Here is a 15,739-nt window from a genome sequence, read left to right on the forward strand (position 1 = left end):
TCATTCAAGTCCTCTGCGCTGCCGGGCAAGCCGCCACATCTTTCCGCGACCCTACCTGGGCTCCGCGCGATCAGGATGCAGGAGCTGCGCCGGGATACCGGTTCATTTTCCCGGCGATGACAGTGGCTCCATGTTCTGGCGTTGCAAAGCGAGCTTGACGCTTTCGTCGGCTTCCATTCGCGCCCGATGTTTCTTCAGATTCGGATAATTGTCGATGGATAGTGGCGTCAGTTCGATCCATCGCGTGAGTACATAGAGAAAGGCATCGGCAAAACTTCGATCCTTCAAGTACCAGTCACCGGCGGCTGCCAGATTGCTCTCCAGGCGTTCGTAATGTTTCGCCAGCTTCTCATACGTTTTGACCTTGATTTCTTTTTGGGCTGAATCACTATCCGCGAATGCCTGCACTGCAAAGTGCGGGCCATAGGCTGCGTGCACTTCCGAAGTCATATAACTCAGCGCTTCAGCCTCCTTGCGCCCCAGCTTCTGGTCGAGCGCATAGCCCTCCTTGCCGTACTTGGCGCCGAGATATGCCAGAATCGCCGCGACTTCGGTCAATACGTCGCCATCGTCGAATTGCAGGGCTGGCACCTTGCCTTTTGGATTGATGGAGAGATACGGATCTTTTTTGTGATCTCCCCGCTCCATCGTTTTGATCGTCACAGGGGCATTCAGCCAGGCAACGGCAATGTTGGGTGCCAGGGCACAGGTACCCGGCATGGTATAAAGAATGGCATTACTCATCACGTGCTCCTAAAGTTTGAGGGTGGAAAAGATTTTTGATCGAACCATGGGGAACATGGGAATAGGGGAGGATAGATCGGCGTACGGCTAGTGTCATGGGCAGATTCAACAGGCGAGCGCCTTTCGCGTATTTTTTCGAAACCGTATGACTTCCGGTCCTGCATCCGCCACGATGCCCATGAATTCATGTCCGAGGATGTCGCCATCTTCAAGTCCGGGCAGCTTGCCTCGATACAAATGCAGGTCAGAGCCGCATATTGCGGTAGCAGTGACTTTCAGGATGACATCATCCGGCTCCTGGAATATCGGGTCGGGTACCGTATCGACGCGGACGTCATGGCCTCCATGACAGGTAAGGGCAAGCATCGGGTTTCTCCTTCAGTAGCGGCACCGCATCTTCCCCGTTACCATATCCTGGCCCGGATTGGCGGATTGTTTCATCGCGGATAACTCATTCCGATCGTCATGGTTGCCATCCCCCGATGCGATGGATGATGCGCTGCACGAACCTGAAGGTATGGCTTCTGGGGAAGAGTTGTTCACTGTGGAGAGGGGAAGGGGCCGGGTCATGGGACTGTTCTGGCTGCGTCTGGGGTGGAAAGCGCGAGCGATAGACTTCGCGGCTTGCCTGCATGCGCGCGAGCAGCGCACGTTTTTCCTCTTCCAGGGGCGTGCTCATACCACATCCTTCATCAGCTTGATATCCTCCTGCAACTCATTGCGCACCGTATCGAGGGTCGAAGCCTCAGCCGGTTGCGCCGGAGCGGACATGAACGCCAGGAAAGCAACCAGGGCATAGCCTGCGGCCACCCCCCAGGCCGCCATCAACCGATAGGGCGTATCCCAGAAAGTGGCGATGAGAGCGGCTCCCAGGAAGATGAGAGCCAGCACCGCAAACAATGCCACCACCAGCAAATGGACCAGGCGCCGCCGCAGATACCGCCCCTGGATCTCCGCCGAGATCTTCACCAGCTCCAGGTATTCGTCCACCCGCTCCAGGGCGAGCGCGCCAAGCAGCCTGGCTTTCTCCACGGTCCTGAACATCGGGGCGGACGATAGCCCGGATTAACGCCGGGTGATCAGCAGGCCGACCAGAAAGCCGATGGCCGCGCCATAGCCCACCGACTGCAAGGGATGTTCCTGGACATAGTGCCGGGAGCACTCCACCCCCTCGTCGAACTGCTGGCGGGCATCATCGGCCATATCCCGGGCCGCCTCCCTGGTGGCGGCGATCTTGTCCATCAGCTTTGCCTTGGCCTCCTCCAGATCGATATCCGACAGGCTGGGGATGCGCAAAATCAGATCGTCCAGGTCGGCCCGCAGGTTGGAAAGCTCCTCGCTGGCCACCGACCCCACCCGCCGCCCGGCCGATCTTGCCGCCTCTCCCACATTGCGCGCTGAAGTCTCCGCCTGCCTGGCCAGGTTCTCCGCCGCCGCCTTCGCATCCGTGTCGTTCGATGTATTCGATTTCATGAATCACTCTCCTTTTTGTAATAAAACAGCTATCTCACATGGCATGCCGGGTCAGTATCACGCGCATTCCTGCTGCTATATATGTGAAGCATAATCGGGAATGTGCGCGAAAATGACATGAGCCACCGCGCCGAAGGGGTGGTTGAGCAAGCGGATCGGGCTGGGACGGCGTGAACAAATCTCCTACTGAAGAGACGTGCCCAGCGGCAGCCTTGATGCCTCTTCCGGACTGATTCTCCCGTCGCGATCCAGGTCGGCGGCTTCCCTGTTGGTTCGATCCAGTTTTTCCTTTATGAGCTCATTCCCGGTCTTTACGCCTCCAGAAGGATAACCGGGTTGTTGTGTTGGCCTGATACTCGCGCTCGGAGGGGAATAACCGGGAGGAATGATTGCTTGAGCCGCGGGGGGTTGACCAATGATCGGTCCGCCGGGAACAGAGGAGGGAGTTTGACCGCCCACCAGGGGAACGGATTGGGTTTGGGCATAAGCGGTTCCTGCTCCGGGGAGGGTCCAAATCATGGCAACGGCAAGCAGCGGCAGGATTGCAGCTAGAGAACGTTTCATGGCGTGCTCCTGTTTCTGATCTTCAGGGATGATTCAATTCAATTTACTCCGGGGTATCCGCATTTTCCGTGCGCAATCGCACCAATCGGATGCAACCTGTCATTTCCGGAAGTGCATGCAACAGATGCACGTGAGCCGGGAGAGTCATCAAGCCACCAGACCGCGCGGCAGTTTCAAGCATGGGCTCAATATTTCAATGGCCGCCTTCGCCAGTTCCTCGCTGGCCGCAGCAACGATGCGGCCATCCGAATCACGGTCGAGGGGATTTCCTTCCCAGTCGCTGATTTGTCCTCCCGCTCCTTTCACCACCGGGATGAGAGGAAAATAATCGGAAGGCTCCAATCCGGTCTCTATTACGAGATCGCAGTGTCCAGAAGCCAGCAAGCCATAAGCATAACAGTCGCAGACCGGCTGCGAAACCAGCGCGCGACTGCTCAATTCCGCAATGGCTTGCCGTTCCGCCGAATCCTTTTCCTCGAAGCGTGGATGACCTGCCTGTGAAATGTAGTGGGGGAGGTAGAGACGTGCATGTTCCACGGAACGATGGCGACTGACCCTGGCAGCATGCTCTTTCAGACCATCGTAGTAAATTGCATGCTTCCCATCTCCCCACCATCGTTCTCTCACTGCAGGACAATCAATCAGCCCGATGAATGGACGCCGATGTTCGAGCAAACCGATAAGCATGCCGAAGAGGGGGTTCCCGACGATAAAACTCCTGGTTCCATCGATAGGATCGAGAACCCATGTGTAATCGGTGTCCGGCATGCTGTCGCCATATTCCTCACCGATAATGCCATGACCGGGATATGCTTCCTGTATGCTGCGGCGAAGCATCGCCTCGATTTCCTGATCGGCGACGGTTACGGGCGTATTATCAGCCTTGAAAAAGATGTGCGGAGAAGTTCGAAAATGCCGCAACGCGAAGGGGCGCGCGGCATCAGCAAGACGCCGTGCAAATGCGAGCGCATACTCGCTTGGCAAATTGCCTGGGCTTCTGGTCATAAAGTTTCGTTTCTGACTTGAACGCACGCTTTTGCAGTTTTGCCCGTCTGCGATCGATAAACTGATGCAGGGTTTTTGTCATGGCGGCATCTGCTGAAGCCGAAGCCCGATCTTCTCGATCGATTTCATGGGCCAGCATGGCGAGTTCGTGATCGCCTCCCAGCAGATCCGCCAGGCGATCGGCCCGCTTGAGCATTTTTTTTATACCATTGCCATTACTCTCTTTGGAGGATAGCACATCTGATGCATTGAACAGGTATTTGACCTGTTTGCGCCACTCATGCAATTTTTCCGTCGTTGGGTCAGACATGGCTTCAGCGCGCGCCTTGCGCCCCTTCCGGTAAATCTGCCGCAACCCTGGGCCGATGTGTGCCGGTTCGATCGATTGAAGCTTCAGCCGTTTCGCAGTAGCAAGGGAATTTTGGATCAGCTTGACGCAATTATTCAATTCGGCCGATTCCCGTGCAGGACCGGGATGGAAATGACGTCTTGCCCTCGCCAGATTGGCATGCAATATTTTGTGGAGCGGAGCGAGGGTGTCATCCGTCAATTTGCCGGCGTACTGCTTCTGAAGAGAATCTAGGGCTTCCATCAGCGATTTCGCATCCCGCAGCGGCCCGCATCTCGAAGCTTTGCGTTTTCCCTGCGATAGGCGGTATCACCCATTCCATCCCGCAACAGACGAAGTGCTGCCCGCGCTTTTTTCAGGTTTTTGCGCGCCTCGTGAATTGCTTCGTCGGAAACGGGTCGGGCTGAGGTTAATTGCCTCAGCGCTTCGCCGACCGTCGCATGTAACAAACTTGCCGCGGGGTTGCCCGGTACGGCCTCAACACTGTCTTTCATCGCTTGTCCTCATGTCTGCGCTGATAGTATCGCCCGACACTGCCGTACTTCAGGGATCACCGAAACGCCAGATGAGTCACCGCCTTCGGTGACCACCCATGCGGGTAGAAATGGCATGTAAAATTGCCGGCCTTACGCAGTACCTCGATAAATATGATTGATGAATATGCGGGCGAATTCCGTGCGGTTCCACACGTTCGGTACTAATGCATTGGATTACAGCGGATGTGGACCAGAGGGGAAGGCTAGAAGGGAGGGCGGCGGCCAATCAAAGCTCCGCTGGCGAGCCCAAGCGCAAAACTTCCGTAAACGATAAGGAGACCTCGTTTCGACAGGCGTTTTTCGAATCCGGGCGTAAGCCGCTTGGGTATCAGATTGAAGTCGACCACATAGGCTATGGTCGTGATGGCCGCCGCCGGCGCCAGGACGGACTTATTCTCTCTTGTCTCCCATATCTCCTGTGGCGGATTCTGGCGGAGCCTTTCATACAAAATTGCCCAGAACACCGATGCGGCGTGATGTATTGCATAACCGGCAACGGTGTATCGGAAACTGAAGTGATTCTCGAAAGGCGCACGCCTTCCCCAGATCCATTGGCTGGGGCCGTTGATGGGAGCCGCGGCTTCACCCAATTCAATCCTGCCGAGAACCAGAAGCGAAATGGTCGAGGCAATGCTTGCTGCCGTGCCCGAAACGAATCCATTACGGGTCGCTTTCCGCCAGGGTTCGAGGTGAGTGTTCATAGCGGGGATAATGTTTTTTTCATTATAGCGGTAATCCATGCGAAACTTTTTGAGGAAAGCTGTCACAATCTATTTTGAAACGGCATGCCGGCCCTGCTGGTTATGGAGGCGGCAGGATTTACCGGTGGCCATCCAGCCGAGTTATTTGCCCAATACCTGGCAGCGGTGGGAAGTAGAAATAATGAAGATACTGAAGAGGAACTTGTTCGTCTTTCAGGAATCCGATGAGCTAGCGTGGATAGACCAGGCTTGGTGATTCCCATCATTCCATTAACGAGTGCTTGTAATCCCATGCTTGAGCATGGGTTTTTCCGCACTCTTCCATATGGGTTTCACCGGTTCTTTCCGCTCCTGGAAGGCACGCTTGCGAATGCATCATATTTACGTGACAAATTCTTGACTATCGGAATATTTCCCTTTAAATTGCGGTATCTCTTTTTCCCCCTAAAATCATCCCAAAGGATCGGAGCCAAATGACCCTAGGTCTTATCGATTTGCCGTGGTGGGGCTACATACTGGTTATCCTCGGCCTTACCCATATCACCATTGCGAGCATCACCATCTATCTGCACCGCCACCAGGCCCACCGGTCACTTGAGCTCCATCCGTTGCCCAGCCATTTTTTTCGCTTCTGGCTGTGGATGACCACGGGAATGGTCACCAAGGAGTGGACAGCGATTCACCGTAAGCACCACGCGAAATGCGAGACAGTCGACGATCCTCATAGCCCGCAGGTGCTGGGCGTAAATAAGGTGCTTAAAGAAGGATCCGAACTCTACAGGAAAGAAGCCAAGAACCTGGAAACCCTGGAGCGGTATGGCCACGGGACGCCGGATGACTGGCTCGAACGCAATGTCTACTCAAAGTATAGCGCCAAGGGCATTGCGCTCATGCTGATCATCAACGTTGTTCTTTTCGGTCCGATAGGCCTTACGATATGGGCGATACAGATGGCATGGGCGCCGATCATGGCGGCGGGCATCGTCAATGGAGTCGGACATTATTGGGGTTATCGCAATTTTCAGGCTGAAGATGCGAGCCGCAATATCGTTCCCTGGGGCATACTCATCGGCGGAGAGGAATTGCATAATAATCATCATGCTTACGCTACTTCCGCCCGGCTATCCAATAAATGGTACGAATTCGATATCGGCTGGATGTATATATGCATTCTCCAATGGATGGGGCTGGCCCACGTCAAAAAAGTGGCGCCCAGATTACGTCTCGATACCGGCAAGACGAAGTGCGATGTGGATACCCTCCAAGCCGTCATCTCGCACCGCTATGAGGTACTGGCAAAATACGCACAATCCCTGAAACATACGCTTGCCAAGGAATTCGACCATTTGAGGGAAGCGGCGACGCATGTAGGAGTGGACAGATCCACTGTAAAGCGCTGGGTTCTCGCCGATTCCAGGACGTTGCAAGAGGATGAACGCGCCAAGCTGAATCTCGTATTGAGCAAGACAACGACCCTGGACAAGGTATACAAGATGCGCGAGGAGTTGATGACCGTATGGCAAAGGTCCACTACCTCGAAGGATGAGCTGGTCGGGCAATTGGAGGACTGGTGCCATCGCGCAGAGGAAAGCGGCATAGAAGTCCTTCAGAACTTTTCCCGTCGCTTGCGCTGTTACGCTTAAAGAAGCGACCGACCATTCCAATAAAAAACCCGCTTGATAGCGGGTTTTTTATTGGAATGGTGTTTTAAAAAAGCAAAACAGCTACTTGAGCTTGGTCTCTTTATATTTGACGTGTTTGCGCACCACGGGATCGAATTTCAGAATCTCCAGTTTTTCTGGAGTTGTTCGCTTGTTTTTCGTGGTTGTATAAAAATGACCGGTGCCGGCCGAAGATTCAAGCTTTATTTTTTCCCGCACGATTGCCTCCTGCTTCCAAAGTCCAGATTATCTTATCCGTGATCGATCTCAAATAGCATTGCCGCGAGCGCGCATCTCGGCCAGAACCGCATCTATGCCGTTCTTGTCTATGGTCCGCAGAGCGACATTTGACAAGCGCAGGCTGACCCAGCGGCGCTCGCTTTCCACCCAGAAGCGGCGACGCTGCAGATTAGGCAGGAAGCGTCGCCCCGTTTTGTTGTTTGCGTGGGAAACATGGTGACCTGTCATAGGTTTCTTGCCGGTGACTTCGCATACTCTTGCCATGATGAACCGTCCGGATTCCAAAAAACGCGTATTATATCCCAATTCCGGATATTTTCCTCAAGTTGCGTTAGATTAGATCATTCCTCTTTCCGCGAAAGACATAGCCGAATCGCCGCCAACGACGAAATGGTCCAGGACTTTGACATCCACCAGCGCAAGAGACTGTTTCAGCGATCCTGTCAGGACTTTATCCGCCTGGCTCGGCTCCGCCAGGCCGGAAGGATGGTTATGCGCGAAGATCATGGCTGCCGCGTTATGATGCAGCGCTCTTTTTACTATTTCACGCGGGTATACGCTGGCCTGGGTCAACGTTCCCTTGAATAGTTCTTCAGCCGCAATTATCCGGTTTTGCGCGTCGAGAAAAATACCAACGAATACCTCATGCTGTTTTCCTTGCAGGCTGAGGCGCAGGTACTCACGGACGGATTCTGGCGAATTCAGGATATCGCCATTTTTCAGTTTTTCCTCCAGCGCCCGCCGGGCTAATTCCAATACAGCCTGCAACTGGGCGTATTTGGCGGGTCCCATCCCGGGAACCTGGCAAAAGGCACGTAGATCCGCTGCAAGCATGCCGGTGAGGCCTCCAAAACGCTGTAGCAGCTCTCGCGCCAGATCGACCGCACTCTTTCCTGATATGCCCGTGCGGAGGAATATGGCCAGAAGCTCGGAATCGGACAGATTTTGAGGCCCGTTCTTTAGCAGCTTTTCGCGCGGGCGCTCGGATTCGGGCCAGTCTGAGATTCCCATGGCTATAAGATCGCACCGGCATTACGGACGAGATGGACGAGATGGGCGAGATGAGGAATCGGACTGGTCACTATCACACCCAGCAATTGAACCTAAATCCGGTAGTCGACCGCTCTTTTTTTATCAACCCGGCCCTTAAATACCATGGGCTGCATAAGCAGCGGCAGGATGTCTGAAGTAAGCCATGACGTGGTTTGGCAAGCTTTCGATGCGCTTCATGAAAGACAGGGCCTTCTCCAGTAGTTCATCGGTGTTGCGGCTGATCGGGCCGGTGCGCAGCGCAGTCTTGAAATCGCGGTTGAGATATTCATCCGGGTTCGACTCCGGAGCGTAAGGCGGCAGAAAGACCAGTTCGATCTGCGCTTCCTTCCCGCAAAGCCATTCCCTGACTTTGCTGGCATGATGTACGCGCAAGTTGTCGACGACAAGGAAGATCTTGTGCTTGTTCGCGGCATCCTGAATCAACGCCTCCAGAAACTCAATGAAACGCTCGGTATTGATCGTGCCTTCCATGATTCTGAAGGCCATTTCGCCACGCGCCGAAATGGCCGAAATCATGGAGAGCTTCTGCCAGCGAGCCGGTGTCTTCAAAACAGGCGTCTGGCCTCGTGGCGCGTAACCACGAACCCAGTTGGCGTCTTCCTTCACCGCCGTCTCATCGCCCCAGAGGACGATCGCGCCTTGTGCCCTGGCACGCGCCAGGAGATTGGGATAGGTCTGTTTCAACCAGATATCGACCTTGGCCGGGTCTTGCTCCAGGGCACGTTTGACTGGGCGCTGCGGCGTGAATCCCCAGCGTTTCAGGTATTTCCCCACCAATCTGTCCTGCATCTGCACTCCAAATCTCTCCTGAATCAGCGTCTTGATCGCAGGTCGGGTCCACAGCGCAAAAGGCAATTGCATTTGCAGCGGCGTCTGCCCAATGATCTGCTCGCGTAACCAGACCTCATCGGCCATCTTCAGTTTGCGGCAGGCCCCAACAGGCCGCCCGCGCACCTTCTCCCCAAAACTGGCTTCGCCTTCTCGGCGTGCTCGCAAAAGCCAGTCTTCCACCGTCCGGTAATGAACGCCAGCTATCTCGGCCAATTCCTTCACAGGCATTCCAGACTGCTTGCGCAACCGGACAACCATCCTCCTCAATACTTCCCGACCAGATACTGTCAACTTCCGTGCATCGATCTTTTCCATCCCTTAATATTACCATAACCAGCTTATTTAAGGGCCTGATTAATAGTTTAAAACCCATGATCCACAAAGATTCCCCGCGGTACTCGACGTTCACCTGCATGGTGAGTTCACTACGGGGCGAATTGCACAATTTTTGTGGCACATGGCTGCGTTGCAATTCCCTGGAATGGAATGGGCCATTGCGCGTCGTTGCGCCTTGTCCTGCACCCCAAAACGGCACATTCCACCCTGCCCAACCGCCGGACTTAGGTTGAATGGAATTTTAGGTTAAACTTCTGCTTCTGTGTGCAACGTTTCATATCATGACGAGTGACAAGTCCTTATCCCGGGCAAGGCGCCTATTGCTGGGGCTGACTGGCGGCGTAGCCGCGTATAAGGCAGCGGAGTTGGCGCGCCTTTTGATGAACGATGGAGTAAACGTTCAAACGGTAATGACGGAATCCAGCCTGCACTTCGTGGGTACGGCGACACTGCAGGCTTTAACGGGCAATCCCGTTTTCACTGATCCGTGGGATCCCCATTTTAGCAATAGCATGGCTCACATCGAGCTTTCCCGCAACGCGGAAGTGATCCTCGTAGCTCCTGCCACTGCTGACTTCATTGCCAAGCTTGCGAATGGCCTTGCAAATGATCTGCTTTCAACCCTCTGTCTCGCACGCGATTGCCCCTTGCTGATTGCGCCGGCCATGAACCGGCAAATGTGGGAGCATCCTGCTACCCAACGCAATCTCGCTCAGCTAAGGGGGGATGGAGTGACAATACTTGGGCCTTCCAGCGGTGCACAGGCATGCGGCGAAACGGGAATGGGCCGCATGCTCGAACCACAGGAACTCCTGGAGGCGGTTCGCGCCTTTTTTCAGCCGCGGCTACTGCAAGGCAAACGGATGCTCATTACAGCCGGGCCTACGTACGAGGCCATCGATGCGGTTCGCGGAATCACCAATTCGAGTTCCGGGAAGATGGGCTACGCTGTTGCGCGAGCGGCGCTGGAAATGGGAGCTGAAGTGGTTCTGGTTTCTGGCCCCGTTTCACTGGAATCGCCCGTAGGAGCGCGGCTTGTAAAAGTAACCAGCGCGCGCGATATGCTGGCAGCCGTGGAGCATGAGTTGGGAAATACTGATATTTTTGTCAGTGTGGCTGCGGTGGCGGACTACCGGCCTGTCAGCGTCAAAAGGCAGAAACTGAAAAAAAATGGCGAAGGAATGACGCTGGAGCTTGTCGCCAATCCGGACATACTGGAATACGTAGCTGGCCTGCCCCGTCCGCCTTTCTGCGTGGGCTTCGCCGCCGAAACCGAGGATCTCGACCGGAATGCAAAAGCAAAGCGGAACAGGAAGAAGCTTCCGCTACTCGCCGCGAATCTTGCCCAGGATGCTATCGGCGCCGATGACAGCGAATTGACCTTGTACGATGACGATGGCAGGCACTCCCTTGGGAAAGCGTCTAAAATCGAGCAGGCGCGGCGTTTGATCAGACATACTGCTGTGCTTGTATCAAGAAGGAGCATTGATGCGGCCCATGGCCATTGTTGATATCAGGATTCTCGACGTACGGCTGGAAAACCAGTTGCCGGCCTATGCCACACCGGGTTCCGCTGGGCTCGATCTGCGCGCCTGCATTACGGAGCCGATGACCATCCTACCGGGCAAGGCCGATCTCATACCGACCGGGATTGCGATACATCTTGGCGACCCTGGGCTTGCGGCGATGGTGCTGCCGCGTTCCGGGCTGGGCCATAAGCATGGCATTGTGATGGGCAATCTGGTTGGATTGATCGATTCCGATTATCAGGGGCAGATATTCGTATCGTGCTGGAATCGGGGCGATACCCCGTTTATGTTGAATCCGCTGGAGCGCATTGCGCAAATGGTGGTTGTGCCTGTAGTCCAGGTCAATTTCAATGTGGTGCAGGATTTTACCCTGAGCCACAGAGGGGAAAATGGCTTCGGCAGTACCGGTAAACAGTGAAGCGGCCCGCCACGATTTTTTTCGCTTTGCCGGCTAATTTTAAAAGCCCGTTTTTTTATTTAACTTTTCCTTCCATCACCCGGCCATAGAATGCGTTTTTGTATAATAGCTTTGGTTTTTTTTCTATCTGCGCCCGTCAGGGCGGATATGCCTGTTCGCCAGCTCGAGGTCGACGGCAACCGTATTGTCGTCGAGGTTGCGCACACCTACGCCACGCGCGAAAGCGGGCTGATGCATCGTCGATCGCTGGCTGAAGATCATGGAATGCTGTTCGTATTCACGGAGCCGGAACGCCATAGCATGTGGATGATGAATACAAGCATTCCGCTAAGCGTGGCATTCCTCGATGAGGATGGGATTATCCTCAACATTTCCGATATGATGCCTAATACTGTGACACCCCATCGGTCCGCCGGCGCCGCCAAATACGCGCTCGAGGTAAATCTGGGGTGGTTCAAAAAGCGGAAGGTGCAAGCGGGAAGCCGGGTTACAGGATTGAAAAAGCTACCTGCGGCAGAATAGCTTGCTGTCTGCGGAGAATGGCGCACTCACCTCATTCCCGGCAACATTCCCTTCATACTGCGCAGCATTTTTGCCATTCCGCCCCCTTTACTCATCATTTTCATCATTTTTTGCGCTTGCTCGAATTGTGCCAGCAAGCGGTTTACTTCCTGCACCGTGACCCCCGCCCCTGCAGCAACCCGGCGTTTTCGGGAGGCTTTCAGCAGATCCGGACGGCTCCTTTCCTGGGGAGTCATCGAGTTGATGATCGCTTCGGTGCGCCCAATGGTCTTGTCGTCGATTTTCACGTTCTGGGCGGCCTGGCTCAACTGAGCAGGGAGCTTGTCCAGCATTGCACTCATTCCCCCCATGTTTTTCATCTGCTGAAACTGCATCCTGAAATCGTTCAGATCGAAGCTCTTGCCCGATTTCATCTTTTTTGCCAGCTTTTCGGCCTCACGCTGGTCCACGCCGCGCTGGGCTTCTTCGATCAGACCAAGCACATCGCCCATGCCGAGAATACGCGAGGCCATGCGATCGGGGTGGAAGGCGTCGAGGCCGTTCAATTTTTCCCCCATCCCGGCAAACTTGATCGGCTTGCCGGTAACATGGAGGACCGACAAGGCAGCGCCGCCGCGGGCATCTCCATCCAGCTTGGTCAGGATCACGCCCGTCAGCGGCAGAGCTTCGGCAAATGCCCTGGCCGTATTGACGGCGTCCTGCCCTTGCATGGCATCCACTACGAACAGGGTTTCGATAGGCTTCAACAGCGCTTCCAGCTCACCGATTTCCGCCATCATCGGCTCATCGATAGCCAGCCGTCCGGCAGTATCCACGATCATGACGTCGTGGAAATGCCGTCGAGCGAAATTCAGGGCATCCAGCGCGATGTCTTTTGGCTGCTGGCCCGGCATGGCCGGAAAAAAGCCGGCACCGGTTTGCTTGGCCAGCATTTCAAGCTGTTTTATGGCAGCGGGACGATAGATATCGCAGGAAACCAGCAACACCTTCTTCTTTTTTTGCTCCATCAGCCACTTGGCCAGCTTTCCGCTGCTGGTGGTCTTGCCCGCTCCCTGCAGGCCGGCCATAAGTATCACGGCGGGCGGAGTGGTTGCCAGATTGAGGTCGGTTTTTTTGCCACCTAAAAGTGCGATGAGTTCCTGGTGCACCACACCAACCAGCGCCTGTCCCGGCGTAAGGCTGCCCACCACCTCCTTGCCGACAGCCTTTTCTTTGACCCGGGCGATGAATTCCTTCACCACGGGCAGGGCGACGTCGGCTTCCAGCAGAGCCATGCGAACCTCGCGCAAAGCTTCCTGTATGTTGGTTTCGGTCAGGCGGGCTTCGCCCCTGAGGGTCTTGATTACTCCTGAAAGCCGGCTGGTAAGGTTGTCAAACATGCAAAATGCCTCTCAAGAAAAATTGGTGTAGACTAACCAGACATTCCGCTTTATCAGCAATCCTCAATGACCGGTATTCTAGCCTATCTCGTTGCCTCTTTGCTGTACGGACTGATTGGTTGGCATTTCTGGCGTACCAGATGGAAGGCATCCACGCGATTCCCGCGTACTGATACCACGACTGCAGGCTGGGAGCGTTACGCCATTCTTGCGCCGTTGGTATTGCATGGCTATACGCTTTATCAATCCGTGTTTTCCGGTGTAGGATTGAATTTCGGGGTAGGTAGCGCGGTTTCCTCGATCGTATGGCTCACGGCCACGATTTACTGGTTGTCCGGTTTCTTCTACCGGCTGGAAAGCCTGCAGACGCTGGTTGCGCCCGTGGCCGCCGTGGCGGTACTGCTTCCGCTGGTGTTCCCTTCGTTGCGCCCGCTGGCCAACACGGAATTTCCCGCCTTCAAAGCCCATATATCGATTGCCATGCTGGCGTACAGCCTCCTTACCATTGCCGCGCTTCACGCCTTGTTGATGGCGGTGGTTGAGCGTCGCCTGCACCATCCGGCCATGCCTTCAGTCCTGACCAATCTTCCGCCGCTTCTGGCGATGGAAAAATTATTGTTCCGCGTCATCTGGGTGGGATTCATACTCCTGACCCTGACGCTCATCAGCGGGATAGTTTTTTCAGAAGAGGTGTTCGGCCAGCCGCTGAAATTCACCCACAAGACGCTATTTGGCATTGTTTCATGGTGTGTCTTCGCCGGGTTGCTGGCCGGCCGGCAGTTCTACGGGTGGCGTGGGCGCATTGCCATCCGCTGGACGCTCACCGGATTTATCATCCTTTTGCTGGCTTATCTGGGCAGCAAATTTGTGCTGGAAGTGATACTGCAGCGCTGAAACCTGCTATGCAAGAATCAGGATGGGCCACCAGCATTTCGCTGTGAAATGACCGAAGGTGTCCATCGCGAGAGCAAGGCCGGATACTCTACCGCTTGATCCGGGCGGCTTATACCGTCCCGCTGGCCGCGTAGCCTCGCGGATTTCGAATTTTTCTCATTTGCCTGTTCACATTATTTACATTTACATAAGGGTATTTTCTTGGAAGACATGCCGCTGTATGTGCTGCTACTGGCACTGGCTGTTCTGTTGATCTTATCCGCATTTTTTTCCCTTTCCGAAACGAGCATGATGGCGATCAATCGTTATCGCCTGAAGCATCTTGTGAAGCAGGGAAGCCGTGGCGCCCACCTGACTACTCAATTGCTATTGAACACGGACAGGCTTCTGGGCGTGATCCTGCTGGGAAACAACCTTTTGAACGCCGCCGCGGCAACGCTGGTCGCGGTAATCGTTTCCCTTTTTTTCGGCCATAATGACGTGGCCCTCCTGATCGGAACGATAAGCGTGACCTTTGCCATCCTGATATTCAGCGAGATAACTCCGAAAGTCATAGCTGCCGCTTATCCGGAGCGGATTGCTTTGGCGTCGAGTTATGTATTGACCCCGTTGCTGAAGATCTTTTATCCCGTTGTATGGTTCGTCAATCTGTTTGTTCAGGCCTTGCTCGCCATCCTGCGCCTTAATCCGCGCGCCGACGAGGCAACCAAGAAAATGAGTCTGGAAGAGCTCAAAACCCTGGTGCTGGAAGCGGGGCATTTCATCCGGAAAAAGCATCAAAGCGTGCTGCTCAATTTATTCGATCTCGAAACCATCACGGTGGATGACGTCATGGTTCCCCGCAACCGGATCGAGGCCATTGACCTCGATGCTGATGACGACAGCATCCAGAATCAGTTGCTCACCTGCTATCATACGCGGTTGCCGGTATACAGGGGCACGCTCGACAATGTGGTAGGGGTGATTCACGTGCGCAAGGTGCTCAACCAGATGAGAAGTGGAGAAATCACCACGGCGACACTCGAGAAAATCATGCGCGAGCCTTACTTCATTCCATCCGGCACTCCATTGTTTTCTCAATTGCAGCTTTTCCAGGAGAACCGGGAGCGGGTCGGGCTTATCGTGGATGAGTATGGCGAATGGATGGGGCTGGTGGCCTTGGAGGACATCATTGAAGAGATTATCGGAGAATTCACCACACATTCGCCATCACAGTCGAGCAACTTCCTGAAGCAGGGCGATGGAAGCGTCATGGTGGAGGGCAGCGCTCTCCTGCGTGACCTCAATCGCAAGCTTGGCCTCGAACTTCCCCTTGGAGGACCAAAAACTCTCAATGGCCTGGTGCTCGAACATTTTCAGGATATCCCTGAAGCGGGCACAAGCCTGAAGATCGCGGGTTATCCCATGGAAATCGTTCAGACCCAGGACCGGGTGGTCAAGGTAGTGCGGATCTTTCCCATGCTTGGCCCAGTCGATCCGCAATAGATATTGCAGCGGTGGTATC

At 54.7% G+C, this 15,739-nt stretch carries 20 protein-coding genes and 1 pseudogene; 7 read left to right on the forward strand and 14 right to left on the reverse strand.

The genetic code is table 11. The features are described 5' to 3' along the window. Positions 1-102 precede the first annotated feature (102 nt). The 9 genes and pseudogenes from ACZ5CE_RS03635 to ACZ5CE_RS03675 form a co-directional block, all read right to left on the reverse strand. Positions 103-744: a glutathione S-transferase family protein gene (locus ACZ5CE_RS03635; RefSeq protein WP_464576375.1), complete on the reverse strand. Its 642-nt coding sequence runs from the start codon at positions 742-744 to the stop codon at positions 103-105. A gap of 105 nt (positions 745-849) precedes the next feature. Continuing rightward, positions 850-1,110, reverse strand: coding sequence for an alcohol dehydrogenase catalytic domain-containing protein (locus tag ACZ5CE_RS03640; protein ID WP_464576376.1), 261 nt, complete (start codon positions 1,108-1,110; stop codon positions 850-852). A 97-nt stretch (positions 1,111-1,207) separates the two neighbouring features. Beyond that, a complete protein-coding gene (locus ACZ5CE_RS03645; RefSeq protein WP_464576377.1) occupies positions 1,208-1,423 on the reverse strand; it encodes a hypothetical protein in 216 nt (71 codons plus the stop codon). Further along, entirely contained in the window at positions 1,420-1,788 is a 369-nt protein-coding gene (locus ACZ5CE_RS03650) for a phage holin family protein (protein ID WP_464575202.1), read from the reverse strand. The genes ACZ5CE_RS03645 and ACZ5CE_RS03650 overlap by 4 nt, the downstream gene beginning before the upstream one ends. A gap of 21 nt (positions 1,789-1,809) precedes the next feature. After that, positions 1,810-2,217 (reverse strand): ElaB/YgaM/YqjD family protein, encoded by a 408-nt coding sequence (locus ACZ5CE_RS03655; RefSeq protein WP_464575200.1) that lies wholly within the window; start codon positions 2,215-2,217, stop codon positions 1,810-1,812. Between the two features lie 183 nt (positions 2,218-2,400). Continuing rightward, complete coding sequence (locus ACZ5CE_RS03660; protein ID WP_464576378.1) at positions 2,401-2,781, reverse strand: hypothetical protein; 381 nt, start codon at positions 2,779-2,781, stop codon at positions 2,401-2,403. A gap of 147 nt (positions 2,782-2,928) precedes the next feature. After that, positions 2,929-3,786 (reverse strand): inositol monophosphatase family protein, encoded by an 858-nt coding sequence (locus ACZ5CE_RS03665; protein WP_464576379.1) that lies wholly within the window; start codon positions 3,784-3,786, stop codon positions 2,929-2,931. Further along, positions 3,722-4,629 (reverse strand): annotated as a pseudogene (locus ACZ5CE_RS03670) (CHAD domain-containing protein). Before ACZ5CE_RS03670 ends, ACZ5CE_RS03665 begins: the two are co-directional and overlap by 65 nt. A 245-nt stretch (positions 4,630-4,874) precedes the next feature. Then, positions 4,875-5,372, reverse strand: coding sequence for a hypothetical protein (locus tag ACZ5CE_RS03675; RefSeq protein ID WP_464576380.1), 498 nt, complete (start codon positions 5,370-5,372; stop codon positions 4,875-4,877). An 84-nt stretch (positions 5,373-5,456) separates the two neighbouring features. Between ACZ5CE_RS03675 and ACZ5CE_RS03680 the strand changes: the two genes are divergently transcribed. Together ACZ5CE_RS03680 and ACZ5CE_RS03685 are read left to right on the forward strand one after the other, a co-directional pair. Beyond that, positions 5,457-5,600, forward strand: coding sequence for a hypothetical protein (locus tag ACZ5CE_RS03680; protein ID WP_464576381.1), 144 nt, complete (start codon positions 5,457-5,459; stop codon positions 5,598-5,600). Positions 5,601-5,845: 245 nt separating this feature from the next. Continuing rightward, positions 5,846-7,015 carry a DesA family fatty acid desaturase gene (locus ACZ5CE_RS03685; RefSeq protein ID WP_464576382.1) on the forward strand — a complete coding sequence of 390 codons (1,170 nt, stop codon included), beginning with the start codon at positions 5,846-5,848 and terminating at the stop codon, positions 7,013-7,015. An 81-nt stretch (positions 7,016-7,096) separates the two neighbouring features. Here the strand turns inward: ACZ5CE_RS03685 and rpmG are convergent, their stop codons facing one another. The 4 genes from rpmG to ACZ5CE_RS03705 all read right to left on the reverse strand — a co-directional run bounded on the left by rpmG (position 7,097) and on the right by ACZ5CE_RS03705 (position 9,472). Beyond that, positions 7,097-7,252, reverse strand: coding sequence for a 50S ribosomal protein L33 (rpmG, locus tag ACZ5CE_RS03690; RefSeq protein ID WP_464576383.1), 156 nt, complete (start codon positions 7,250-7,252; stop codon positions 7,097-7,099). Between the two features lie 48 nt (positions 7,253-7,300). After that, positions 7,301-7,537, reverse strand: coding sequence for a 50S ribosomal protein L28 (gene rpmB / locus ACZ5CE_RS03695; protein WP_464576384.1), 237 nt, complete (start codon positions 7,535-7,537; stop codon positions 7,301-7,303). A gap of 72 nt (positions 7,538-7,609) precedes the next feature. Further along, complete coding sequence (gene radC, locus ACZ5CE_RS03700; protein ID WP_464576385.1) at positions 7,610-8,284, reverse strand: RadC family protein; 675 nt, start codon at positions 8,282-8,284, stop codon at positions 7,610-7,612. A 135-nt stretch (positions 8,285-8,419) separates the two neighbouring features. Continuing rightward, positions 8,420-9,472, reverse strand: coding sequence for an IS630 family transposase (locus ACZ5CE_RS03705; RefSeq protein ID WP_464576386.1), 1,053 nt, complete (start codon positions 9,470-9,472; stop codon positions 8,420-8,422). 302 nt (positions 9,473-9,774) lie between these two features. On the opposite strand from ACZ5CE_RS03705, the gene coaBC reads away from it, so the two are divergent. The 3 genes from coaBC (at position 9,775) to ACZ5CE_RS03720 (ending at position 11,962) form a co-directional block, all read left to right on the forward strand. Beyond that, on the forward strand, positions 9,775-11,004 hold the full coding sequence (gene coaBC / locus ACZ5CE_RS03710) for a bifunctional phosphopantothenoylcysteine decarboxylase/phosphopantothenate--cysteine ligase CoaBC (RefSeq protein ID WP_464576387.1): 1,230 nt from the start codon (positions 9,775-9,777) through the stop codon (positions 11,002-11,004). Next, positions 10,991-11,440, forward strand: coding sequence for a dUTP diphosphatase (dut, locus tag ACZ5CE_RS03715; protein ID WP_464576388.1), 450 nt, complete (start codon positions 10,991-10,993; stop codon positions 11,438-11,440). The genes coaBC and dut overlap by 14 nt, the downstream gene beginning before the upstream one ends. A gap of 147 nt (positions 11,441-11,587) precedes the next feature. Further along, positions 11,588-11,962, forward strand: a complete 375-nt coding sequence (locus tag ACZ5CE_RS03720) for a DUF192 domain-containing protein (protein WP_464576389.1) — start codon at positions 11,588-11,590, stop codon at positions 11,960-11,962. 26 nt (positions 11,963-11,988) lie between these two features. Here the strand turns inward: ACZ5CE_RS03720 and ffh are convergent, their stop codons facing one another. Beyond that, positions 11,989-13,341, reverse strand: coding sequence for a signal recognition particle protein (gene ffh / locus ACZ5CE_RS03725; RefSeq protein WP_464576390.1), 1,353 nt, complete (start codon positions 13,339-13,341; stop codon positions 11,989-11,991). A gap of 66 nt (positions 13,342-13,407) precedes the next feature. Here ffh and ACZ5CE_RS03730 point away from each other — a divergent pair, with 66 nt between their 5' ends. Both ACZ5CE_RS03730 and ACZ5CE_RS03735 read left to right on the forward strand, forming a co-directional pair. After that, positions 13,408-14,235: a cytochrome C assembly family protein gene (locus ACZ5CE_RS03730; RefSeq protein WP_464576391.1), complete on the forward strand. Its 828-nt coding sequence runs from the start codon at positions 13,408-13,410 to the stop codon at positions 14,233-14,235. A gap of 210 nt (positions 14,236-14,445) precedes the next feature. Next, complete coding sequence (locus tag ACZ5CE_RS03735) at positions 14,446-15,720, forward strand: HlyC/CorC family transporter (protein ID WP_464577413.1); 1,275 nt, start codon at positions 14,446-14,448, stop codon at positions 15,718-15,720. Positions 15,721-15,739: the final 19 nt, after the last annotated feature.

Source organism: Nitrosospira sp. TNL200, assembly GCF_055386305.1.